Annotated in this window: 24 protein-coding genes and 1 pseudogene; 19 read left to right on the plus strand and 6 right to left on the minus strand. The window is 63.0% G+C overall.

The window, feature by feature from the left end; translation table 11 throughout:
- Nucleotides 1-33: 33 nt before the first annotated feature.
- Entirely contained in the window at nucleotides 34-888 is an 855-nt protein-coding gene (gene ubiA / locus HHL21_RS15855; RefSeq protein WP_169467882.1) for a 4-hydroxybenzoate octaprenyltransferase, read from the minus strand.
- 70 nt (nucleotides 889-958) lie between these two features.
- On the minus strand, nucleotides 959-1903 hold the full coding sequence (locus HHL21_RS15860) for a LysR substrate-binding domain-containing protein (RefSeq protein ID WP_169467593.1): 945 nt from the start codon (nucleotides 1901-1903) through the stop codon (nucleotides 959-961).
- Between the two features lie 110 nt (nucleotides 1904-2013).
- On the opposite strand from HHL21_RS15860, the gene HHL21_RS15865 reads away from it, so the two are divergent.
- Both HHL21_RS15865 and HHL21_RS15870 read left to right on the plus strand, forming a co-directional pair.
- The gene (locus HHL21_RS15865) at nucleotides 2014-3201 is read left to right on the plus strand and encodes a PilT/PilU family type 4a pilus ATPase (RefSeq protein WP_169467595.1); all 1188 of its coding nucleotides are present in this window, start codon (nucleotides 2014-2016) and stop codon (nucleotides 3199-3201) included.
- A 24-nt stretch (nucleotides 3202-3225) separates the two neighbouring features.
- Nucleotides 3226-3702: an adenylyltransferase/cytidyltransferase family protein gene (locus HHL21_RS15870; RefSeq protein WP_169467597.1), complete on the plus strand. Its 477-nt coding sequence runs from the start codon at nucleotides 3226-3228 to the stop codon at nucleotides 3700-3702.
- A 93-nt stretch (nucleotides 3703-3795) separates the two neighbouring features.
- On the opposite strand, the pseudogene HHL21_RS21750 reads toward HHL21_RS15870, so the two are convergent.
- Nucleotides 3796-3900 (minus strand): annotated as a pseudogene (locus HHL21_RS21750) (type II toxin-antitoxin system prevent-host-death family antitoxin); the annotation flags it as partial.
- 199 nt (nucleotides 3901-4099) lie between these two features.
- Here HHL21_RS21750 and HHL21_RS15880 point away from each other — a divergent pair.
- Nucleotides 4100-4564: a nuclear transport factor 2 family protein gene (locus HHL21_RS15880; RefSeq protein ID WP_169467599.1), complete on the plus strand. Its 465-nt coding sequence runs from the start codon at nucleotides 4100-4102 to the stop codon at nucleotides 4562-4564.
- A gap of 3 nt (nucleotides 4565-4567) precedes the next feature.
- Here the strand turns inward: HHL21_RS15880 and trmL are convergent, their stop codons facing one another.
- Together trmL and HHL21_RS15890 are read right to left on the minus strand one after the other, a co-directional pair.
- Nucleotides 4568-5038, minus strand: a complete 471-nt coding sequence (gene trmL / locus HHL21_RS15885) for a tRNA (uridine(34)/cytosine(34)/5-carboxymethylaminomethyluridine(34)-2'-O)-methyltransferase TrmL (RefSeq protein WP_169467601.1) — start codon at nucleotides 5036-5038, stop codon at nucleotides 4568-4570.
- An 18-nt stretch (nucleotides 5039-5056) separates the two neighbouring features.
- Nucleotides 5057-5803 (minus strand): phosphoribosyltransferase family protein, encoded by a 747-nt coding sequence (locus tag HHL21_RS15890; protein WP_169467603.1) that lies wholly within the window; start codon nucleotides 5801-5803, stop codon nucleotides 5057-5059.
- A 73-nt stretch (nucleotides 5804-5876) separates the two neighbouring features.
- On the opposite strand from HHL21_RS15890, the gene HHL21_RS15895 reads away from it, so the two are divergent.
- The 16 genes from HHL21_RS15895 to HHL21_RS15965 all read left to right on the plus strand — a co-directional run bounded on the left by HHL21_RS15895 (nucleotide 5877) and on the right by HHL21_RS15965 (nucleotide 20173).
- A complete protein-coding gene (locus HHL21_RS15895) occupies nucleotides 5877-6794 on the plus strand; it encodes a methyltransferase domain-containing protein (RefSeq protein ID WP_229496482.1) in 918 nt (305 codons plus the stop codon).
- 365 nt (nucleotides 6795-7159) lie between these two features.
- Entirely contained in the window at nucleotides 7160-8347 is a 1188-nt protein-coding gene (gene coxB, locus HHL21_RS15900) for a cytochrome c oxidase subunit II (RefSeq protein ID WP_169467605.1), read from the plus strand.
- A 13-nt stretch (nucleotides 8348-8360) separates the two neighbouring features.
- Nucleotides 8361-9959 carry a cytochrome c oxidase subunit I gene (gene ctaD / locus HHL21_RS15905; protein ID WP_169467606.1) on the plus strand — a complete coding sequence of 533 codons (1599 nt, stop codon included), beginning with the start codon at nucleotides 8361-8363 and terminating at the stop codon, nucleotides 9957-9959.
- A gap of 63 nt (nucleotides 9960-10022) precedes the next feature.
- Entirely contained in the window at nucleotides 10023-10130 is a 108-nt protein-coding gene (locus tag HHL21_RS21755) for a cytochrome oxidase small assembly protein (protein ID WP_229496484.1), read from the plus strand.
- A 1-nt stretch (nucleotide 10131) separates the two neighbouring features.
- The gene (locus HHL21_RS15910; protein WP_169467609.1) at nucleotides 10132-10683 is read left to right on the plus strand and encodes a cytochrome c oxidase assembly protein; all 552 of its coding nucleotides are present in this window, start codon (nucleotides 10132-10134) and stop codon (nucleotides 10681-10683) included.
- A gap of 14 nt (nucleotides 10684-10697) precedes the next feature.
- Entirely contained in the window at nucleotides 10698-10913 is a 216-nt protein-coding gene (locus tag HHL21_RS15915) for a DUF2970 domain-containing protein (protein ID WP_169467611.1), read from the plus strand.
- 58 nt (nucleotides 10914-10971) lie between these two features.
- Entirely contained in the window at nucleotides 10972-11832 is an 861-nt protein-coding gene (locus tag HHL21_RS15920) for a cytochrome c oxidase subunit 3 (RefSeq protein ID WP_169467613.1), read from the plus strand.
- Between the two features lie 104 nt (nucleotides 11833-11936).
- A complete protein-coding gene (locus HHL21_RS15925; protein WP_169467615.1) occupies nucleotides 11937-12137 on the plus strand; it encodes a twin transmembrane helix small protein in 201 nt (66 codons plus the stop codon).
- An 8-nt stretch (nucleotides 12138-12145) separates the two neighbouring features.
- Nucleotides 12146-12874, plus strand: coding sequence for an SURF1 family protein (locus HHL21_RS15930; protein WP_169467617.1), 729 nt, complete (start codon nucleotides 12146-12148; stop codon nucleotides 12872-12874).
- Nucleotides 12852-13457: an SCO family protein gene (locus HHL21_RS15935; RefSeq protein WP_370659740.1), complete on the plus strand. Its 606-nt coding sequence runs from the start codon at nucleotides 12852-12854 to the stop codon at nucleotides 13455-13457. Before HHL21_RS15930 ends, HHL21_RS15935 begins: the two co-directional genes overlap by 23 nt.
- Before the next feature lie 3 nt (nucleotides 13458-13460).
- A complete protein-coding gene (locus tag HHL21_RS15940; protein ID WP_169467619.1) occupies nucleotides 13461-14612 on the plus strand; it encodes a COX15/CtaA family protein in 1152 nt (383 codons plus the stop codon).
- Nucleotides 14613-14614: 2 nt separating this feature from the next.
- Entirely contained in the window at nucleotides 14615-15505 is an 891-nt protein-coding gene (cyoE, locus tag HHL21_RS15945) for a heme o synthase (RefSeq protein ID WP_169467621.1), read from the plus strand.
- A gap of 1 nt (nucleotide 15506) precedes the next feature.
- Complete coding sequence (locus HHL21_RS15950; protein ID WP_169467623.1) at nucleotides 15507-16088, plus strand: SCO family protein; 582 nt, start codon at nucleotides 15507-15509, stop codon at nucleotides 16086-16088.
- A 24-nt stretch (nucleotides 16089-16112) separates the two neighbouring features.
- Nucleotides 16113-17177, plus strand: coding sequence for an AI-2E family transporter (locus HHL21_RS15955; RefSeq protein ID WP_169467624.1), 1065 nt, complete (start codon nucleotides 16113-16115; stop codon nucleotides 17175-17177).
- Nucleotides 17178-17402: 225 nt separating this feature from the next.
- The gene (locus tag HHL21_RS15960; protein ID WP_169467626.1) at nucleotides 17403-17954 is read left to right on the plus strand and encodes a heme NO-binding domain-containing protein; all 552 of its coding nucleotides are present in this window, start codon (nucleotides 17403-17405) and stop codon (nucleotides 17952-17954) included.
- Nucleotides 17951-20173 (plus strand): EAL domain-containing protein, encoded by a 2223-nt coding sequence (locus HHL21_RS15965; RefSeq protein ID WP_169467628.1) that lies wholly within the window; start codon nucleotides 17951-17953, stop codon nucleotides 20171-20173. The genes HHL21_RS15960 and HHL21_RS15965 overlap by 4 nt, the downstream gene beginning before the upstream one ends.
- 122 nt (nucleotides 20174-20295) lie before the next feature.
- Here HHL21_RS15965 and HHL21_RS15970 read toward each other — a convergent pair whose 3' ends face one another.
- The gene (locus HHL21_RS15970) at nucleotides 20296-21636 is read right to left on the minus strand and encodes a hemolysin family protein (protein ID WP_169467630.1); all 1341 of its coding nucleotides are present in this window, start codon (nucleotides 21634-21636) and stop codon (nucleotides 20296-20298) included.
- Nucleotides 21637-21670 lie beyond the last annotated feature (34 nt).

Below are 21670 nucleotides of genomic sequence, written 5' to 3' on the forward strand. Positions count from 1 at the left end.
GTAACATCCACCAGCCGTGCTTTTCGGACAACATTATCCTAGCGCGTAGTCTAACGCGACACCAGCAAAAACCGCCGCACCCAACCAATTGTTGTGGCGAAAAGCTGCGAAACAGGCCATGCGCTCGCGTCCGCGGATCAGGGTGTAGTGGTACAGCGCCATGACCGCGGCGACGGCGATGCCGGCGACAAACCAGTAGCGCAGTCCCAGATGCCAGCCGCACACAAGGATGATGGCCAGCGCCGCGCCGTAGCACAGCATGACGGCGGCCACGTCGAAGCGGCCGAAGGTGATGGCCGAGGTGCGGATGCCGATCTTCAGGTCGTCGTCGCGGTCGACCATCGCGTATTCGGTGTCGTAGGCCACCGCCCAGAACACGTTTGCCACCAGCAGCCACCAGGCCACCGCCGGCACCTCGCCGGTCACTGCGGCGAAGCCCATCGGGATGCCGAAGCCGAACGCGATGCCGAGGTAGGCCTGTGGGATCGCGAAGAAACGCTTGAAGTAGGGATAGGTGCCGGCGATGATCACAGCCGCAACGGACAGCTGCTTGGTCAGCGCGTTCAGGGGCAGGATCAGCAGGAAGGACACCACGGCCAGCACGCCGGCCACCATCAGCGCTTCCCAGCCCTTGATACGGCCGGCGGTCAGCGGACGTTCGGCGGTGCGCTTGACGAATTTGTCGATATCGCGGTCGGCGTAGTCGTTGATGGCGCAACCGGCCGAGCGCATCAGGATCGTGCCGACGGTGAAGATCAGCACGATGGCGATGTCAGGCCGGCCGCCTGAGGCCATCCACAAGGCCCACAAGGTCGGCCACAGCAGCAAAAGGATACCGATCGGCTTGTCCAGGCGGACCAGCCGAAAATAGAGCGCCAGCTTGTTCATGTCGTGCTTTGCCAATAGTTGATGCAATGCACGATTCTACCCGCTTTGCCCGAGAGGCGAGGGAGGGGGCTCAGGCGGCGACGGCTTCGTTGGCCAGCATGTCGATGCCCGGCAGGTCGCAGGCGGCGACGGCAGCGCAGACCGCTTCGATGGCGGCGCGGCGCGTGAAACTTTTGCGCCAGACGATGACCACGCGGCGCGCCGGCGCCGGCGCATCGAACGGCAGGTAGCGCAGCATACCGTCCTTCGGGTGCATATCGACGACGGAGGCGCGCGGCAGCACGGTCAGGCCGATACCGCTGGCGACCATGTGGCGGATCGTTTCCAGCGACGAGCCTTCGAAAGTGCGCTGCATGCCGTTGCCGGGCGAAGAGAAGCGCGCCATTTCCGGGCACACTTCCAGCACCTGGTCGCGGAAGCAGTGGCCATTGCCGAGCAGGAGCATGGTTTCGGCTTTCAGGTCGGCCGCGGGAATCGACTTGCGTGCCGCCCAGGGATGGTGCTTCGGCATCGCGACCACGAACGGCTCGTCGTACAGCGGCTGCATCGCCATGCCGTGGTCCGGCAGCGGCAGCGCCATGATGGCGGCGTCGAGTTCGCCCTGGCGCAGCATCTCCAACAGGCGCACGGTGAAATTCTCTTGCAGGATCAGCGGCATCTGCGGCAGCTGCTCGATCACGTGCTTGACCAGCGGCGGCAGCAGGTAAGGGCCGATCGTGTAGATCACGCCCAGCCGCAGCGGGCCGGCCAGCGGGTCCTTGTTTTGTTTCGCCAGTTCCTTGATCGCCGCGGTCTGCTCCAGCACGCGCTCGGCCTGGGCGACGATCTGCGCGCCCAGTGGCGTGACGGACACCTCCGCGCCGCCGCGTTCGAACAGCACGACGCCAAGCTCGTCCTCAAGCTTCTTGATCGCCACCGACAAAGTCGGCTGGGCGACGTAGCAGGCCTCGGCGGCGTGCCCGAAATGTTTCGCACGCGCGACGGCAACGATGTATTTCAGTTCGGTCAGGGTCATGGGAATATTCAACCACACTGGGTCGGAAAGATTTTATATTCTACCGGAAAGGGTCGATATAATTGCCGTGGCGGCTAGTCCAGCTCCAGCATAATCCGTGAAAGGCTTCCATGTCTACGACCTTTGGCCCCGCCGAAGCCCAGGCTTACATCCACAAACTGCTCACCGTGATGCATCACCAGGGCGGTTCCGACCTGTTCATCTCGTCCGATTTCCCGCCTAGCATGAAGCACCAGGGCGCGATGAAGCCGCTGAGCCAGCAACGCCTGACCGGCGAAGTCACGCGCGCGTTGGCGATGTCGCTGATGAACGACCGCCAGCGCGCCGAGTTCGAAGCTGAAATGGAATGCAATTTCGCGATCGCGCTGCCCAATGTATGTCGCTTCCGCGTCAACGTGTTTGTGCAGCAGCAGTGCGTGGCGATGGTGGTGCGGACGATCGCCTCCGAGATCCCGAACTTCGAAAAGCTCGGCCTGCCGGAAGTGTTGAAGGACGTCATCATGACCAAACGCGGGCTGGTGCTGGTGGTCGGCGGCACGGGCTCAGGCAAGTCGACGACGCTGGCCGCGATGATCGACTACCGCAACGCCAATTCCGCGGGGCACATCATCACCGTGGAAGACCCGGTCGAATACGTCCACAAGAACAAGAACTGCCTGGTCACGCACCGCGAAGTCGGCGTCGACACGCACTCGTGGCACAACGCGTTGAAGAACACCTTGCGCCAGGCGCCGGACGTGATTTTGATCGGCGAGATCCGCGACACCGAAACGATGGAACACGCGATCGCATTTGCCGAGACCGGTCACCTGTGCCTCGGCACGCTGCACGCGAACAACGCCAACCAGACGATGGACCGCATCATCAACTTCTTCCCGGAAGAGCGGCGCAACCAGCTGCTGATGGATTTGTCGTCGAACCTGCGCGGCATCGTGTCGCAGCGGCTGGTGCGCACCGAGGACGGCAAGGGCCGCAAGGCGGCGATCGAGATCTTGTTGAACACCGCGACGATCGGCGAGATGATCCTGAAAGGGAACTTCCACGGTATCAAGGAGATCATGCACAAGTCGCGCGAGCTCGGCATGTGCACCTTCGACCAGGCGCTGTACGAACTGTACAATCAGGGCCACATCAGCTACGACGAAGCGATCCGCAACGCCGATTCGGCCAACGGCCTGCGCCTGCAGATCAAGCTGCGTGGCGACCGCAAGGAGCCCGGCAACGCCAGCGCGACGACGGCCGACGACCTGTCGATGGCGATTGAAGAAGAGCCGGAAGAAGACAAGCCGGCGCACTGACACTGATAACTTTAAAGCGATTTCATGCCTGATTTTGAAAACAAGATTTGCACCCGTAGCGACTTGAAGCAACGCGTTGCTGCGCTGCCGAAGCCGGTGGTGCTGACCAACGGTGTGTTCGACATCTTGCACCGTGGCCACGTGACCTATTTGGCGCAAGCGCGCGCATTAGGCGCGTCGTTGGTCGTCGCGGCAAATACTGATGCGTCGGTCAAGCGGCTCGGCAAGGGCGATGACCGGCCACTGAATATCTGTGCGGACCGGATGGCGGTGCTCGCGGCGCTGGAAGCCGTGTCGCTGGTTGTGGACTTTGATGAAGATACCGCTCTCGAAGTCGTGCAGGAAGCCCGCCCAGAGATCTACGCCAAGGGCGGCGATTACGACATGACGGCAATCCCCGAAGGACAAGCCGTGCTTGCCTACGGCGGACAAGCCATCGCAATCGATTTTGAACATGACCGCTCGACGACCAAGCTATTAACGAAGGTCCGGGCCGGCTAACGATTCGGCGGATGCGCGCCAGGGCGCTTATCCGCCCTGCGTTCCTACGTTCGCCTGTTTGAGCGCAACGCGCGCAATCCGCCAATAAGCGCATTACCTGCCTTCAAAATCGGCAAGCACGTCGTCCGGTAATGGAGCGTCGAAGTCATCGGGAATTTCAAACTGCCCCTTCAAGAGCCCAAAGCGGCGCGGACGCTTTGCGGCAGGCTCCGACCCGAACAAGACGAACTGCCGCGACGCCATCCTTTTCGGCGCGCACTTGACCGCGGACAGGCTGGTATGAGATTCCACCGGCGTGGCTTTTCCTCACCTTGCGGCGTAATGCTTGTTCGGGTGCCATTGCAGTTGGTGTCGCCCCGACCGATACTGTTGTTGGTCCCACGTGCAGGAGAAGATCATGAACGAGCAAGCAAACATCGAGCTCATCCGGCAGGTGTACGACGCCTTCATCAACGGCGACAGCGAACGGCTGCTGTCGAGCATGGCGCCGGACATCGCATGGGAAGAGCCGGACGTGCCCGGCCTCCCGTTCGCGGGCAAGCGCCAGGGACGCGAGAACGTCGCCGAATTTTTCCAGCTGGTCGCGGCAGCCCAGCAGCTGCGCGACTTCCGGCCCGGCGAATTCATCGCGCACGGCGACCGCGTCGTGGTCCTCGGCCATTACGATTGGACTGTCAGGGCGACAGGTGCCGACTGGGGCAGCGACTGGGTGCACATCTTCACGGTTCGCGATGGCAAGGTCACCGCGTTCCGCGAGCAAACCGACACCCACCGTGCGGTCGAGGCGTACCAGATCGGCCAGGCTGGAACGAGCCGCAACGTCCCCGTGACGGATGCCTCCTCCAACCCGTCACTGCACTAGCTGTCAGGCGCCGCCGGCGTAGCCATTCTGGCGCCACGCCTCGAACACAACAACCGCAACCGTATTCGACAAATTCAGGCTGCGGTTGTCCGGCATCATCGGCAGCCGGATGCGCTGCGCAGGCGGAAACGATTCACGCCGCTCCGGCGCGAGGCCGCGCGTCTCGCTGCCGAACACAAACACATCACCCGGCCTGAAGCTGGCGCTGGCGAACGGCGACGAGCCGTGCGTGGTCATCGCGAACATGCGCGACGGGTCCGGCTGCTCGGACGCAAGATAGTCTTCCCAGCTCTTGTGCACCTTCATGTTGGCGTACTCGTGATAGTCCAGCCCGGCGCGCTTCATCTTGGTGTCGTCCAGCGGAAAGCCGAGCGGCTCGATCAGGTGCAGCTGGGCACCGGTGTTGGCGCACAGGCGGATGACGTTGCCGGTATTCGGCGGGATCTCGGGTTCGACCAAAACAACATGGAACAAGGTGCTTCTCCTTAAAAATCAATGGGGCGGCGTGCGCGCGAATACCAGGTTGCTCACGCGCGCCGCGCCGAAACGCTTGAACGTGACGGCCAGTTCATTCAGCGTGTGGCCGCTGGTCATGACATCGTCGACAATGCCGATATGCTGGCCGCGCACCATCGCCAGCGCGTCCGGCGAGACGATGAACGCATTGCGGATGTTGCGGCGGCGCTGGTCCGGCGCCACGCCCGATTGCGCGACTGTCTCCAGCGCCCGGATCGCCAACCGTGGCCGCAGCGGAACCCCGAGCAGCGTCGACAGCGGCCTGGCAATCTCCAGCGCCTGGTTGAACCCGCGCTCCACCAGCCGCTGGCGTCCCAGTGGAACCGGGCACAGCACATTCGGCAGCAGGAACTGGCGATCGGCCCGGACCGTATCGCCAATCATCTGGGCGAACCAGGGCGCCAGGGCCAGCTTGCCGCCGAACTTGAGCTGCAGGACCAACTGGTCGAGCGGCGCGACGTAGTCGGTTGCCGCCAGCGTCGCATCGAACGCGCGCCGCTCGGTCAGGCAAACCGCGCACTCGATCCGTCCGTCGCCGTCGAAGCCGAGCGGGTTGGCGCAGCGCCGGCAACGCGACTTGCGTGGCGCGACGTATTCGCCATGGCAGGGCGGACAGACCACGCCGTCGCAGCCGCCCCCGCACAAGGCGCAGGAGGAGGGCAGCAGGGCGCGCGCCAGCGCGAACGGCCAGCGTTGCAGACTCAGGCGCAAACGGTCGGCCACGGGCTCGCCTCGCAACAAACATGTACACTTCGGCCATTATCTCATTCTCGCGTCACGAATTCGCAACACTGCCATGGCAAATCCCCAGTCTCCCTCCAAAATGAGCGCGCCGATCGACCTGGCGCGCGTGCGCACCTTGTTCGCCGATCCTGCCCGCGTAGCGCCGTCGGACTTCCTGCGCCGCGAAATTGCTGCGCGCATGCACGACCGGCTGGCGCTGGTCAAACTGGCGCCGGCACAGGTGCTTGATGCGGGATGCGGCACCGGGGCCGACCTTGCAGTGTTGCAGAAGGACTACCCCGCCGCACAGGTCATCGGTATCGACGCCAGCGCGGCGATGGTGGCGGGGGCCAGGGCGTTCACGCCCGCTTCCGGCCTGAAGTCGATGCTGAACCGACTGATGCCCGCCAAAACCGGCATCGACCTGGTGTGCGGCGACTTCGGCGCTTTGCCGCTGGGGCCGAACTCCATCGACCTGGTGTGGTCGAACCTGGCGCTGCACTGGCATCCTCAGCCGGACCGGGTGTTTGCCGAGTGGCGCCGGGTGTTGCGGGTGGAAGGCTTGCTGATGTTCTCGAATTTCGGTCCGGACACCTTCCGCGAGCTGCGCGCGGCATTTGCCGCCGTCGACGAGTCGCCCCACGCCTTGCCTTTCGTCGACATGCATGATTTCGGCGACCAGCTGGTGGAGGCGGGTTTTTCAACGCCGGTGATGGACATGGAAGTCATTACGGTCACCTACGACACGCCGGAGGCGCTGTTGACCGACGTGCGCGCGCTGGGCGGCAATCCGCTGGCGACGCGCGCGCGCGGACTGCTCGGTCGTGCAGCATGGCAAGAAATGCTGGTTGCGCTGGAGCGCCAGCGCCGTCCCGACGGCAAGCTGGGCCTGACCTTCGAGGTGATCTACGGGCACGCTTTCCGGCCGGCTCCGCGCAAGACCGCGGCCGGCGAGGCGATCATCCGGTTCGAGCCGCCAAGGCCGCGCTAGCGTGCCGGAACGTGGGTACGCCCCGGTGAAATACAAGGCTTCAGGCGACAACGCGGGTGATTATTCCTTGATGAACAAGCTACTCATTGAGTATAATCAACGACTAATTTTGTCGACTGTGGCTGTGTCTGCTTAGAAAATAAGCGAACTCAGCGGCATGACAGTCGAGCGCAATAGCAAGCCAGCGTCCACCAGTGCGTTTTCTCCACCGGGTTCGCTGTGACGGTTCCAACCGGGTTCGCGGCAACTGGCGCGAAGCATCGGTATGGGGCCTTTTTGTGCGATGGTTTTGGAGCGTCGGCGGTAGCAGGCCGGGATTGCCGGGCGTTTAAAAATATTCTTATCTTTGGGTGGTTGGGGAAAACATGACATATGCAAAGCGACTTCAAGCCTTGATGCTCGGTCTGGCTGTTACGGCAGCCGGGCTTCCGGCATTGGCCGTGGCACAGGTGCAGGGGCGTCCAATTGAGAATCAATTGAACCTGCAGATGCCTGTAACGCGCATCGCTGACGAAATCAACACGCTGCACACCTGGATGATGATCGTCTGCCTGGTGATCTTCGTCGCCGTGTTTGGCGTGATGTTCTATTCGGTATTCAAGCACCGCCGTTCGCAGGGCCACAAGGCGGCAACCTTCCACGAGTCGACCGCGGTCGAGATCGCATGGACCATTGTTCCTTTCCTGATCGTTATCGGCATGGCGCTGCCAGCGACCAAGACCGTCGTCGCAATGAAGGACACCTCGAACGCCGACCTGACCATCAAGGTCACCGGCATGCAGTGGAAATGGGGCTACGACTACCTGAAGGGCGAAGGCGAGGGCATCTCCTTCCTGTCGAACCTGTCGACCCCGCGCTCGCAAGTTGGCGCGCCTGGCGTGGCCCCGACCGAAGCACGCGGCATCGACTACCTGATGGAAGTCGACAATGAAGTCGTCGTTCCAGTCAACAAGAAGATCCGCCTGGTCCTGACCGCCAACGACGTGATCCACGCCTGGACGATTCCAGCGTTCGGCGTCAAGCAGGATGCGATTCCTGGTTTCGTGCGCGACACCTGGTTCAAGGCTGAGAAAATCGGCACCTACCGCGGCAACTGCGTCGAACTGTGCGGCAAGGAACACGCGTTCATGCCAATCGTCGTTCGCGTCGTTTCCGATGCTGACTACAGCGCATGGGTGGCAGGCAAGAAGAAAGAAATGGCGGCACTGGCTGACGATCCGACCAAGGTCTGGACCATCGACGAACTGAAAACCAAAGGCGAAACCGTCTACAACACCAACTGCGTCGCTTGCCACCAGGCCAACGGCAAGGGCGTTCCAGGCGCGTTCGCCGCGCTGGACGGCTCGGCGGTGGTGCTGGGCGCGAAAGCGCCCCAGATCGACGTGCTGCTGAACGGCCAGAAGACCGGCAAGTTCCCTTCGGAAATGCCAGCATGGAAACAACTGTCGGATTCGGATATTGCTGCGGTGATCACCTACACCCGCAATAACTGGTCGAACAAGGCATCGGAAAACATCGTTCAACCAGCCGAAGTTCTGGCTGCACGCAAGTAATTAGGAGCTTCAGATGAGCACAAGCACAATCGATCACGCACACGGCCACGACGGCCACGATCACGCGCACGATCATCCACACGGCCTGGGCCGCTGGTTGTTCGCGACCAACCACAAGGACATCGGTACGCTGTACCTGTGGTTCTCCCTCATCATGCTGATGTCGGGCGGCGTTCTCGCGCTGGGCATCCGCACCGAGCTGTTCCAGCCTGGCCTGCAGTTCTTCCAGCCTGAGTTCTTCAACCAGCTGACCACGATGCACGGCCTGATCATGGTGTTCGGCGCGATCATGCCGGCCTTCGTCGGCTTCGCCAACTGGATGATCCCGCTGCAGATCGGCGCATCCGACATGGCGTTCGCGCGCATGAACAACTTCTCGTTCTGGCTGCTGCCGCCTGCCGCGTTCCTGCTGGCTGCATCGTTCTTCGTGCCTGGCGGCGCCACCGCTGCCGGCTGGACCCTGTACGCACCGCTGTCGACCCAGATGGGTATCGGCATGGACATGGGTATTTTCGCGATGCACCTGATGGGCGCGTCGTCGATCATGGGTTCGATCAACATCGTCGTCACCATCCTGAACATGCGCGCTCCTGGCATGACCCTGATGAAGATGCCGATGTTCTGCTGGACCTGGCTGATCACCGCCTACCTGCTGATCGCCGTGATGCCAGTCCTGGCAGGCGCGATCACCATGACCCTGACCGACCGTCACTTCGGCACCTCGTTCTTTAACGCTGCCGGCGGCGGCGACCCGGTCATGTACCAGCACATCTTCTGGTTCTTCGGACACCCGGAGGTGTACATCATGATCCTGCCGGCGTTCGGTATCGTCTCGCAGATCCTGCCGGCATTCGCACGCAAGCCGCTGTTCGGCTACGCTTCGATGGTGTACGCCACCGCGTCGATCGCGATCCTGTCGTTCATCGTCTGGGCGCACCACATGTTCACCACCGGCATGCCGGTGACCAGCCAGCTGTTCTTCATGTACGCAACCATGCTGATCGCGGTTCCGACCGGCGTGAAGGTCTTCAACTGGGTTGCCACGATGTGGAAGGGCGAAATGACCTTCGAAACCCCGATGCTGTTCTCGGTCGGCTTCATCTTCGTGTTCACCATCGGCGGCTTCACCGGCCTGATCCTGGCTGTGACCCCGATCGACATCCAGCTGCAGGACACCTACTACGTGGTGGCGCACTTCCACTACGTGCTGGTGGCAGGTTCGCTGTTCGCGCTGTTCGCCGGCTTCTACTACTGGGCGCCAAAGTGGACCGGCCACATGTACAGCGAGTTCCGCGGCAAGTTCCACTTCTGGGCATCGCTGATCACGTTCAACATCACCTTCTTCCCGATGCACTTCCTGGGCCTGGCCGGTATGCCACGCCGCTATGCGGATTACTCGGCGCAGTTCACCGACTTCAACGCCATCGCCACCATCGGCGCTTTCGGTTTCGGCCTGTCGCAAGCGTACTTCCTGTTCTTCGTGATCCTGCCGACCATCCGTGGCGGCGCAAAAGCAGCCGACAAGCCATGGGATGGCGCGGAAGGCCTGGAGTGGACCGTACCTAGCCCGGCGCCTTTCCACACGTTTGAAACGCCGCCGCTGGTCAAGTAATCGCAGTACCGGCCGCGCGGGCCTCACCGCCCGCGCAGCCGCAGAACCAAATAAGTGGTAGCCATGCCTGATCCGAAAAAATCGAATAACCTGAAGACCGGCCTGATCATCGGCGCAATCGCCCTGTTCTTTTTCGTAGCTGTCTTCGTCAAGCGCACCTGGTTGATGTGAGATGAGTCGCGAACAGTCAGGCAGGATCCAGCTCAATAAAAAGATGCTGGGCAAGTTGGTTGTACTCGCAGTGATGATGTTCGGCTTCGGCTACGCATTGATCCCGATGTACAAGCACCTGTGCGAAGTACTCGGCATTAACGTGCTGACGCAGGATGGCATGGCGTCGCGGCCTGAGAACACCCAGGTCGACAAAACGCGCACGATTACCATCGAACTCGATGGCAACGCGCAGGGACCGTGGCGCTTCCGCCCGACCACGCGCAGCATCGAAGTTCACCCCGGCGAGCTGGCCACCGTGATGTACGAAGTGGTCAACACGCAGGCGAGGACGATCAAGGCGCAGGCGATTCCAAGCTATGCGCCGCAGTCGGCCACGCCGCACTTCATGAAGGTCGAATGCTTCTGCTTCAAGGAGCAGACGATGGGCCCGAATGAGGCAAGGCAGATGCCGGTCGTGTTCTTCATCGACCCGAAGCTGCCGCGCGAAGTAAAGACGATTACGCTTTCGTACACGTTCTTTGAAATCGCCGGCATGACCGCGGCGAAGTAACAAGGGCAGGCGCGATGGATGAAATGAAGCAGGCCACGCGCCGCAAGGCGTCGTTCGGCGCCACGATGAAGGCCGTGTTCTGGTCCTTTTTCGGCGTCCGCAAGGGCAAGGATTACGCAAGCGATTCGGCCAGCCTGAACCCGGTGCATGTCATCATCGCCGGTTTGATCGGGGCGGCCGTCTTCATCGGCGTGCTGGTGATGGTGGTACGGATCGCGGTAGCACAATAAGATTTAACTAAACAGCAGCAAGAAATTCACCGAATACAGTTTGATTTAGGAGATGAAGATGAGTTCAACCAAAACCGGCGTGCCGTACTACTTCGTGCCGGGCCCGTCCCGCTGGCCGCTGTTCGCAGGTATGTCCCTGCTTGCCACCATGATCGGTGCATCGGGCTGGGTCAACGGCGCCTCGTTTGGCCCGATGCTGACCATCGCCGGCATCCTGTCGACGCTGGTGGTGTTGTACTTCTGGTTCGGCGACGCCATCAAGGAATCCGAATCTGGCCTGTACAGCAAGCGTATCGACCTGTCGTACCGCTGGTCGATGAGCTGGTTTATCTTCTCGGAAGTCATGTTCTTCGCGGCCTTCTTCGGCGCGCTGTTCTACGCTCGCGCCATCTCGATGCCTTGGCTGGCAGACCTGGACCACAAGGTCATCTGGCCTGACTTCGCTGCACACTGGGGCAACACCGGTCCTGCAGGCGTAATCGACAGCTTCCAGACCATGGGCCCGTTCCCTATCCCGACCATCAACACCGCATTGCTGCTGCTGTCCGGCGTGACCCTCACCATCTCGCACCACGCGCTGTTGGCTGGCAAGCGTTCGAAGACCATCGTCTGGCTGGCTGCGACCGTACTGCTGGGCGCCATCTTCATGGGCTTCCAGGTGTATGAATACATGCACGCTTACAGCGAACTGAACCTGAAGCTGACCTCGGGCATCTACGGTTCGACCTTCTTCATGCTGACCGGCTTCCACGGCTTCCACGTGACCGTCGGCGCGATCATGCTGGCAGTTGTCCTGTACCGCCTGATGAAGGGCCACTTCACGCCGGAGCACCACTTCGGCTTCGAAGGCGCCGCATGGTACTGGCACTTCGTCGACGTCGTCTGGCTCGGCCTGTACGTCGTCGTCTACTGGCTGTAATTGCCGGAGGGGCGACCCTCCACTCGAAAAAGCCGCACGTGGGATAATCCTGCGTGCGGCTTTTTTGCCGAATCGCCGATCGCTTAGCAAACCCCCGGAATACCATGAAAATCCTCGTCGCCCTTGCCTTCATCATGATTATCGCCAGCCTCGCGTCGGCGCTGTTTTTCCTGATGCGCGACAAGGGCAAGAGCCCGCGCACGATGCGCGCGCTGGCCATGCGCGTCGGCCTGTCGGTCAGCTTGTTCCTGCTGATCCTGCTGGCCAATAAGCTTGGCTGGATCACGCCGACCGGCATCCGCTAAGTCGTTCGATGCGCGCTTTCCGCTTCCGCCCGATTCCGTTCGTCGCCACCGTGCTGCTGGTGGCGCTCGGGATTTCGCTCGGCCAGTGGCAGGACCGCCGCGCGACCGGCAAGATCGCGGTGCAGGAACAGATCAATGCGGGCGCGCATGCGGCGCCGCTTGCGCTGGACACCGCACCGGTCGTTGCCGCAAGCGCCGAGCACCGCAAGGTCACGGCGACGGGCGAATTCGTGGCCGGCTGGCCGATCCTGCTCGACAACCGCCCGCAGGAGGGCAAGGGCCCCGGCTTTTATTTGCTGATGCCGATGCGCCTGGCCGGAACCGATATGCACGTGCTGGTGGCGCGCGGCTGGCTGCCGCGTCCCGCGGGCGCCGCAGGCCTGAAGCCCTCGTTCGACACGCCGAGCGGCACGGTCACGGTAAGCGGCGTGGCGCGCGGCACCCTCGGCAAGGTCATGCAGCTTGGTAGCGCGCCACCGGTCAAGCCGGGCGCGATTTTGCAGAACATCGAAGTGGCGCAGTTCGCGCAGGCGAGCGGCCTGCAACTGCAGCCCTTCTTCATCGAACAGACCGACCCAGTGCAGCCCGGCGAACAGCTGGTGCGCGACTGGCCGGCTCCCTCCCTGGGCGTTGAAAAGCACCAGGGCTATGCTTTCCAATGGTATGCGCTGGCTGTGATGGCGCTGCTGTTTTTCGTGATTACAGGATTCAGACGTGGACCAAAACCAGACCAGTAACACCATCAAAAAACGCACCGGCCGCTGGAAGCTGTTTGCCGTGCTGCTCGTGTGCGCATCGCCGCTGCTGCTGTCGTACCTGGCGTATTACGTGATCAAGCCATCGGGCCGCACCAATTACGGTCAGCTGCTCGACCCGCGCGAGCACCCGATCCCGCAGCTCGGCGCGACTGCGCTGGACGGCCAGCCGGCCAGCCTGGATCAGTTCAAAGGCAAGTGGATCATGCTGAACGTCGACAATGGCGACTGCCAGCAGGAATGCCGCGACCAGCTGGTGCAGATGCGCCAGCTGCGCCTGATGCAGGGCAAGGAGCGCGAGCGCGTCGAACGTGTCTGGCTGGTGACCGACACCACGCCGCTCGACACCATGCTGATGCGCGTGATCGAAGGCACCCAGATGCTGCGCGTGCCGGCGGAGGCTGTCGCCAAATGGCTGCCGGTGGAGCAGGGCGGCAGCGCGGCCGACCATATCTACCTCATCGACCCGCTCGGCAACCTGATGATGCGCTTCCCGAAGGACGCCGACCCGGCCAAGGTGAAGAAGGACCTCGGCAAGCTGCTCAAAGCTTCCGCGATCGGCTGACCCATGGAGACCTCGGCACTGGTACTGCTGGCCGTAAAGGGCCTGCTGGCGGCAAGCCTTCCGCTGGCGATGGTGTGGATGTCGTCCGACGCCAATAAATACCGCAAGCTGGTCTGGGTGATCGTGTTCCTGACCTTCGACCTGATCGTCTTCGGCGCCTTCACGCGCCTGACCGATTCGGGCCTCGGCTGCCCGGACTGGCCGGGCTGCTATGGCGCCGCCAACCCGTTCATCGCGCATGAACAGATCGCCGCTGCCGAAGCACTGATGCCGACCGGCCCGGTCACGGTGGTCAAGGCCTGGATCGAGATGACGCACCGCTACCTGGCGATGGGCATCGGCGCGCTGATCATGGCGCTGATGGCAACCGCCTGGCTCCAGTGGCGCAAGACGCGCCGCAGCGAGTTTTCGCCTGCGATCCCGACCGCGCTGTTCTTCTTCGTCTGCGTCCAGGGCGCGTTTGGCGCATGGACCGTCACCCTCAAGCTGCAGCCGGTAATCGTCACGATCCACCTGCTGCTCGGCATGGGCCTCCTGGCACTGCTGGTGTGGATGGGCGGCCGCCAGGACCACGCGCTGCGGCCAATGCCGGCTGCCGGCGCCAGCGCAGCGGCGCTGGCCGCACTGCGCCCGCTGGCAATCGTATCGTTCGTGCTGCTGTTCGTGCAGATCGCGCTGGGCGGCTGGGTCAGCACCAATTACGCCACGCTGGCCTGCACCGACTTCCCGCTGTGCGGCGGCAAAGTGGTGCCGGACATGGACTTCGAACATGGCTTCACCTTGTGGCGCGAGCTGGGCAAGACCGCGGCCGGACACTACCTGCCGTTTTCGGCGCTGACCGCGATCCACTGGGTGCACCGCAATTTCGCCTTCGTCGTGTTCGCGGTCGTCGGCTTCACCGTGTGGCGCGCCTGGCCGCATGCCGGCCTGCGCAGGACCGCCCGATTCTTGGCGATCGCGCTGGCCGCGCAGCTTGTCACGGGCCTTGCCACTGTGTTCCTCGACTTCCCGCTGGCCATCGCGGTACTGCATAACGCGGGCGCTGCCGTCCTGGTGCTGCTGGTGACCATGTTAAACTACCAGTTAAAGTATCAACTCGTTCCTGCGCAACGCGCTCCCGCAAGCGCGCTTTCGCCGCAAGCCTCACACCCCTGAAGATGACCCAGACCGCAATCCCAAAACCGACCAGCCGTTTCGCCCAGTACTGGACGCTGACCAAGCCCCGCGTCACCCAGCTGGCGGTGTTCTGCGCCGTGATCGGCATGTTCCTAGCCACCGACGAACTGCCGCCGTGGCGCACCGTGCTGGCCGCGACGGCCGGCATCTGGCTGCTGGCCGGCGCGGCTTTCGCCGTGAACTGCATCCTCGAAGCGAAGATCGACGCGCGCATGGCGCGCACCGCCCGCCGCGCGACGGCGATGGGCGAGCTGACCAACACCCAGACCATCGTGTTCTCCGCGCTGATCGGCGGGGCCGGCATGTGGATCCTGTACGCGCTGGTGAACCCGCTGACCATGTGGCTCACGTTCGTCACCTTCGTTGGCTACGCCATCATCTACACGTTGATCCTCAAGCCTGCCACGCCGCAGAACATCGTCATCGGCGGCCTGTCGGGCGCGATGCCGCCCGCGCTGGGCTGGGCCGCGATCGCCAACGACGTGCCGATGGAAGCATGGCTGCTGGTGCTGATCATTTTCGTCTGGACGCCGCCGCACTTCTGGGCGCTGGCCATGTACCGCCGCGACGACTACGCGCGTTCCGGCCTGCCGATGCTGCCGGTCACCCACGGAATGAACTTCACCGGCTTCCACGTGTGGCTGTATTCGATCATGCTGGCCGCGACCACGCTGCTGCCGTTCGTGGTGCGCATGAGCGGCCTGATCTATCTCGCGTCCGCGATCGTCCTCAATGCCATATTCCTGTGGCACGGCTGGCGCGTGTACCGCCACTACAGCGACCAGGTCGGGCGCAAGGCCTTCGCCTGGTCGATCATGTACCTGTCGCTGCTGTTTGCCGCGCTGCTGGTCGACCACTACATCAAGCTCTGACATGAAAAAACTACTTTCGATTTTTGCACTGGCGCTGCTGCTGGCCGGTTGCGACAAGCTGCCTGGCCAGCAGCCAAGCTTCAAGAACACCGACCTGACTGGCCTCGACTACGCGAAAGATTTTGCGCTGACCGACCATACCGGCAAGCCGCGCACCCTGGCCGACTTCAAGGGCAAAGTGGTGGTGATGTTCTTCGGATTCACCCACTGCCCGGATGTCTGCCCGACGACGCTGGCCGAAATGGCCGGCGTGATGAAAGCGCTCGGCCCGCAAGCCGACGACGTGCAGGTGCTGATGGTGACCGTCGACCCGGAGCGCGATACGCGGGAACTGCTGGCCCAGTACGTGCCGGCCTTCGACAAGCGCTTCATCGGCCTGCGCGGCACGCCGGAACAGACCGCCGCGGTAGCGAAAGAGTTCAAGGTGTTCTACGCCAAGGTGCCAGGCAAGGAACCGGGCAGCTACACGATGGACCACACCGCCGCCAGCTACGTATTCGACCGCAACGGCAAGGTGCGCCTGTTCGTCCGCTATGGCCAGGGCGTCGAGCCGCTGGCCCACGACATCAAGCAACTGCTGTAGTCCGCGAAAAGAACAAAGAAAAATATGGATCGACGCGACGGACCGACGAACTACGCCAAGCTGGCCGCCATCTCGCTGCTGACGATAGGCTGCCTTTACGTACTTCGCCCCTTCCTCGCCGCGATCCTGTTCGCGAGCGCCGTCGTCATCTCGTCCTGGCCGCTGTACATGCGCCTGCTCGCGGTCATGCGCGGGCGGCGCACGCTGGCCGCGCTGACCATGACGCTGTCCCTGACCTTTGTGGTGATCATGCCGCTGGCACTGGTCGCCTACAATCTGGCCGACGATGTCGGTCGCTTCTACGAACAACTGCGCATCGCGGTCGAAACCGGGAACGCCGAGCCGCCGCTGTGGCTGCGCCGGATTCCGATGGTGGGCGAATCGATCTATGCCTACGCCATGGAACTGATGCACAGCCGCGAGCAGATGCTCGAACTGGCGCGCAACATGCTCGAGCCGGCGCGCAAATACCTGCTCAGCGGCGGCATTGTGCTTGGCGCCGGCGTCGCCCATATGAGCCTGGCCGCCTTCGTCAGCTTCTTCCTGTACCGCGACGGCCTGCAGCTGGTGTCGTCGGTGGCGGTCGCCATGCAGAAGCTGATCGGCGAGGGCGCGGCCAAGGTCGCGGACATCGTCAGCCAGACCGTGCGCGGCGTAATGTATGGCCTGCTCGGCACCGCGCTGGCGCAAGCACTGGTGGCGGCCCTCGGCTTCGCCATCGCGGGCGTGCCGGGCGTGCCGCTGCTCGGCGTCGCCACTTTCATCATGTCGCTGGTGCCGATCGGTCCACCGCTTATCTGGGGCGGCGCGGCGCTGTGGCTGTTCGACCAGGGCAGCACCGGCTGGGGCGTCTTCATGATCGTCTGGGGCCTGGTGCTGATCAGCGGCGTCGACAACGTCGTCAAGCCGCTGTTGATCAGCCGCGGCAGCGACCTGCCGTTCCTGCTGGTCCTTCTCGGCGTGCTGGGCGGCGTGCTGGCGTTTGGCTTCGTCGGCCTGTTTATCGGCCCGACCCTGCTCGCCGTCGGCTACTCGTTGATGCGCGATTGGACCGGGGTCAAGCCGGCAGTGCCACCAGCCCAGGACTGAAGGTAGGCGTGTTGCAAAGCGGCGACATAAGCGTTGCCAACCTGGCCAACACCATTAACCGGCCCAATGCGTCCGCACTGGGGCCGCGCACGCGCCTGGTCGTATTACGCGCCCTTTTGATGCATCTTTATCCACATCGGGTAATTTTGTCCAAAACAAGCACGTGGCCCGGCGAGAATATCCCCGATATACTTCTGCGTCCGGACAAATGCACTGGGGAAAAACATGAAGGGCGTCGTATTTACGGAGTTTATGGAGCTGGTCGAATCCCGCATGGGACTCGATATGCTGGACCGGATCATCGGCGAAGCGGACCTGCCCAACGACGGTGCCTACACCTCGGTCGGCACCTATGACCACGCCGAACTGGTTCGGCTGGTAACGGCGCTGTCGAATGCCACTGGCCTGACCACGTCGGACCTGGTGTTGATGTTCGGCGAACACCTGTTCGTTCGCTTCTCGGTCGGCTACCCGGCGCTGTTCGGCGATGTCGCCAACTCGTTCGACTTCCTCGAGCGTATCGACGGCGTGATCCACGTCGAAGTGCGCAAGCTGTATCCGGACGCCGAGCTGCCAAGCCTCACCTGCGAACGCCCGGCGCCGGGCCAGCTGGTGCTTACCTACAGTTCGCCGCGCGGCTTCGCCGACCTGGCCGAAGGCCTGATCAAGGGCTGCATCAAGCACTTCGGCGAGCCGATCGCCGTGGTCCGCACCGACCTTGAAAAAGAAGGCGGCGTGCACCGTTCGCGCTTCGACCTGACAACCGGGCAGGCATGATTGAACCGGTAGTCACGACCGTCGCATCGCGCAGCCTGATGCGCGAACGGACGGCCCGCAAGGAAGCTGAAACCCTGCTCGAACAAAAGAGCCGGGAGCTGTACGACATCAACCTGAATCTCCGCCAGCTCAACTCCGACCTGGAGGAGAGCGAGACGCGCTACCGCACGCTGGTCGAGTTGATGCCGGACGCGATCTGGATCCACACCGGCGGCAAGGTCGTGTTCATGAATCCGGCGGCGCAGCAGCTGTTCGGCGCGTCCGCGCCCGAGCAGCTGCTTGGTTGCGAAGCGATCGACCTGATTCCCGAGGAATTCCACGCCCAGATGGCGCAGGGGATTTTTGGCGACCTCGCCGCGGCGCAGCAGCAGCCGCGCTGCGCGCTGCGCGTCGCGCGCGTCGACGGCTCACTGGTCGACGTCGAGTTCTTCGGCTGCGCGATCCGCTTCAACGACGCTGAATCCGTGATGAACGTCGCACACGACATCACGGAGCGGCGCCAGCACGAGATGGCGATCGAACACCAGGCCACGCACGACCTGCTGACCGGCCTGCCCAACCGCGCGCTGTTCCTCGACCGGCTGGCGCAGGCGATCCGGCGCGCCGAGCGGCACGGCGACAAGCTCGCGGTCATGTTCGTCGACCTCGACAAATTCAAGAATATCAACGACACGCTCGGCCACGCCTGCGGCGACGACCTGCTGCGCATGGTCGCCAGCCACCTGCGCCATTGCGTACGCGGCTCCGACACCGTGGCGCGCCTGGGCGGCGACGAATTCGTCCTGCTGCTCGATAACCCGCTGGGCGACACCACCCCGGCCATGATCGCCGGGCGTATCGCGACGCGGCTCGGCCAGCCCGTGATGCTGGGCGGGCAGGAGCACGTCGTCACCGGCAGTATCGGCATCAGCATTTATCCGGAAGACGGCAGCAAGGCCGAGGCGCTGCTGCGCCAGGCCGACATCGCGATGTACCGCGCCAAGGAAGGGGGACGCAACAGCTTCCAGTTCTTTACGCAGGAAATGCAGAACCGCCTCGACGCGCGCGTGGCGCTCGAACAGGGCTTGCACCGCGCGCTCCAGCGCGACGAATTCGTGCTGCACTACCAGCCGCAGGTCGACCTGCGCAGCGGCCGCATCGTTGGCATGGAAGCGCTGGTGCGCTGGCAGTCGCCCGAACTGGGCCTGGTCCCGCCGATGCAGTTCATCCCGGTGGCCGAGGAAAGCAACCTGATTAACGCGATCGGCCTGTGGGTGCTGAACAAGGCCTGCGCCACCCTGCGCGCCTGGCTCGATGCCGGTGTTCCGGTAGTGCCGATCGCGGTCAACGTGGCGGCCTCGCAGTTCTCCGACCAGGAGATGGACGAGCTGATACGCACCACGCTCGAACGCCACCGGGTCGATCCGCGGCTGCTGGAGCTGGAGCTGACCGAAAGCCTGTCGATGAACGATCCGGAAGCCTCGATCGAGCTGATGCACCGGCTGAAGGCGACCGGCATCGGCATGTCGATCGATGATTTCGGCACCGGCTATTCGAATCTATCGTACCTGAAGCGCTTCCCGGTGGACAAGCTGAAGATCGACCAGTCGTTCACGCGCGGGCTTACCAGCAATCCGGAAGACCGGTCGATCGTCACGGCGGTGATCCGCATGGCGCACAGCCTCGGGCTGCGCGCGATCGCCGAAGGCGTCGAGACCGAAGGGCAGCTGCGGCTGCTGGCGGCCGAGGGATGCGACGAGATCCAGGGTTACTACTTCAGCCGCCCGGTGCCGGAACAGGCGATGCTGGCGATGCTGGAGCGCGACATGGGCATGGACATGGCGCCGCTCGCGCGCAGCGTCCAGCGCCGCACGGTGCTGCTGGTCGATGACGAGCCGCAGGTGCTGTCGACCTTCTGCAAGATGCTGGACGGGCAGGGGTTTGAAGTGCTGACCGCGCACGGGCTGCCGGAAGCGTATGAGCTGCTGGCGGGGCATGAGGTTGGCGTTGTGATTTCGGATCAGGAGCTGATCGGGAATACGGGGATCGACTTCTTCCAGCGGATCAAGAGCATGTATCCGCGCACGGTGCGGGTGCTGCTGACGGCGGATGTCACGCCGGCCAACCTGGCCGACGCGATCAACAAGGGCGCGATCTACAAGTTTGTGGAGAAGCCGTGGCGGGATGAGGCTTTGCTGGGCGTTCTCGCCAGCGGTTTTGCGCATTACGAGAGCTTGTAACACCAAACCGGCGGATGTGTTCGGCAACGGAGTATCCGCTTGCAAGCGGATACCGTTCCGCAGGCGAATCGCGTGCGATTCGAAACCCCTGCTACACCGTCCCCCGCCTTCCGCCACTTCATCTAATCGTGGTCGTCGCGGTCTTCCGGCCTGTGCAAGCGCGGTATCACCTTCACCAGCACGATCCGCGGCCCGTTCATCTTCTTGACCACGACGTCGAACTGCGGGAACTCGATGCGCTGTCCCTGTTTCGGGATGTCGCCCAGTTTCACCATCAGCAGTCCACCCACCGATTCCACTTCATCCATCCCCAGCGTCTCGTTATCGATGTCGATCCCGAGGCTACGTTCGAGCGAGAAGATCGGCAGGCTGGCCTTGCCGATCAGGGTGCCGTCCGGCTGGCGCAGCCAGTCGTTCTCATTGAGCCTGAATTCGTCATGGATCTCGCCGACCATCGCGCCAAGCAGGTTATCGAGCGTGATGAACCCCACCGGCCGCTTGCCCTTTTCGCCAATCAGCGCAAAGTGCGGCGCGCCCTCGCGGAAGCGGCGGAACATCTGCTGCGCCGGCGTGCGCGCCGATACCGTTTCGACCGGCCGCAGGAACGAGGTCAGTTCGGCGATCTTCTTGCCCGACTGCTGCGCGAAGAACAGGTCTTTCAGGTGGATCACGCCCAGCACTTCCTCGCCGCTCGCATCGAAGTACGGGTAGCGGCTGAAACGGTTGCGCTGCACGGTCTGCAGGTTTTCTTCAATCGTCTTGTTGGCGTACAGCGCAATCACTTCATTAATCGGACGCATCAGGTCGAGCACCGTCAGCTGGCTGAAGTCGAGCGACTGGGCCAGGATGTGGCGCTCGTCGCGGGTGAACTTTTCGCCCGGCTGGCTGGTGCGCAGGATCAGCTTGAGTTCTTCGTTCGAGTAGTGCGAATCGTGCCCGCCCTTGCCGGACAGGCCGGCCACGCGCAGCACGAAGTTGGCGCTGCCGTTCAGCAGGTAGATGGCCGGGTACATCATCCAGTAGAACGCGTACAGCGGCGGCGCGCTCCACAGGCCGACCACTTCAGGATTGCGGATCGCCATCGACTTCGGGGCGAGCTCGCCGATGACGATGTGAAGGAAGGAGATCACGCTGAAGGCGACCACGAACGAGATGCCGTGCAGCAGCTGCTCGGACTCGACGCCGACGGCGGTGAGGATAGGTTCGAGGATGCGGGCAAACGCCGGTTCGCCGACCCAGCCGAGGCCGAGCGATGCGAGGGTAATGCCGAGCTGGCAGGCGGACAGGTAGGCGTCAAGCTGGCCGTGGACCTTGCCGAGGATGCGGCCGCGCAGGCCCTGGGTCCTTGCAATCGCGCGTACGCGCGTCTTGCGCAGGGTGACGATACCGAATTCGGCCGCCACAAAAAAGCCGTTAAGCACCACGAGGATGAGGGCGAGTACGACTAGTAGAAAGTTTTCCATGAAGTAAGGTTAATTGAACAGCCGGGCTGTCGAA

It is taken from the genome of Massilia polaris (assembly GCF_012927275.1).
GTDB classification, from domain to species: domain Bacteria; phylum Pseudomonadota; class Gammaproteobacteria; order Burkholderiales; family Burkholderiaceae_D; genus Telluria_A; species Telluria_A polaris.

Excerpts from the sequence above, each read along its gene's own strand:
- ubiA (WP_169467882.1), bottom strand. The coding sequence starts at position 888 with ATGAACAAGCTGGCGCTCTATTTTCGGCTGGTCCGCCTGGACAAGCCG.
- HHL21_RS15860 (WP_169467593.1), bottom strand. The coding sequence starts at position 1,903 with ATGACCCTGACCGAACTGAAATACATCGTTGCCGTCGCGCGTGCGAAA.
- HHL21_RS15865 (WP_169467595.1), top strand. The coding sequence starts at position 2,014 with ATGTCTACGACCTTTGGCCCCGCCGAAGCCCAGGCTTACATCCACAAA.
- HHL21_RS15870 (WP_169467597.1), top strand. The coding sequence starts at position 3,226 with ATGCCTGATTTTGAAAACAAGATTTGCACCCGTAGCGACTTGAAGCAA.
- HHL21_RS15880 (WP_169467599.1), top strand. The coding sequence starts at position 4,100 with ATGAACGAGCAAGCAAACATCGAGCTCATCCGGCAGGTGTACGACGCC.
- HHL21_RS15895 (WP_229496482.1), top strand. The coding sequence starts at position 5,877 with ATGGCAAATCCCCAGTCTCCCTCCAAAATGAGCGCGCCGATCGACCTG.
- coxB (WP_169467605.1), top strand. The coding sequence starts at position 7,160 with ATGACATATGCAAAGCGACTTCAAGCCTTGATGCTCGGTCTGGCTGTT.
- ctaD (WP_169467606.1), top strand. The coding sequence starts at position 8,361 with ATGAGCACAAGCACAATCGATCACGCACACGGCCACGACGGCCACGAT.
- HHL21_RS21755 (WP_229496484.1), top strand. The coding sequence starts at position 10,023 with ATGCCTGATCCGAAAAAATCGAATAACCTGAAGACCGGCCTGATCATC.
- HHL21_RS15910 (WP_169467609.1), top strand. The coding sequence starts at position 10,132 with ATGAGTCGCGAACAGTCAGGCAGGATCCAGCTCAATAAAAAGATGCTG.
- HHL21_RS15915 (WP_169467611.1), top strand. The coding sequence starts at position 10,698 with ATGGATGAAATGAAGCAGGCCACGCGCCGCAAGGCGTCGTTCGGCGCC.
- HHL21_RS15920 (WP_169467613.1), top strand. The coding sequence starts at position 10,972 with ATGAGTTCAACCAAAACCGGCGTGCCGTACTACTTCGTGCCGGGCCCG.
- HHL21_RS15925 (WP_169467615.1), top strand. The coding sequence starts at position 11,937 with ATGAAAATCCTCGTCGCCCTTGCCTTCATCATGATTATCGCCAGCCTC.
- HHL21_RS15930 (WP_169467617.1), top strand. The coding sequence starts at position 12,146 with ATGCGCGCTTTCCGCTTCCGCCCGATTCCGTTCGTCGCCACCGTGCTG.
- HHL21_RS15940 (WP_169467619.1), top strand. The coding sequence starts at position 13,461 with ATGGAGACCTCGGCACTGGTACTGCTGGCCGTAAAGGGCCTGCTGGCG.
- cyoE (WP_169467621.1), top strand. The coding sequence starts at position 14,615 with ATGACCCAGACCGCAATCCCAAAACCGACCAGCCGTTTCGCCCAGTAC.
- HHL21_RS15950 (WP_169467623.1), top strand. The coding sequence starts at position 15,507 with ATGAAAAAACTACTTTCGATTTTTGCACTGGCGCTGCTGCTGGCCGGT.
- HHL21_RS15955 (WP_169467624.1), top strand. The coding sequence starts at position 16,113 with ATGGATCGACGCGACGGACCGACGAACTACGCCAAGCTGGCCGCCATC.
- HHL21_RS15960 (WP_169467626.1), top strand. The coding sequence starts at position 17,403 with ATGAAGGGCGTCGTATTTACGGAGTTTATGGAGCTGGTCGAATCCCGC.
- HHL21_RS15965 (WP_169467628.1), top strand. The coding sequence starts at position 17,951 with ATGATTGAACCGGTAGTCACGACCGTCGCATCGCGCAGCCTGATGCGC.
- HHL21_RS15970 (WP_169467630.1), bottom strand. The coding sequence starts at position 21,636 with ATGGAAAACTTTCTACTAGTCGTACTCGCCCTCATCCTCGTGGTGCTT.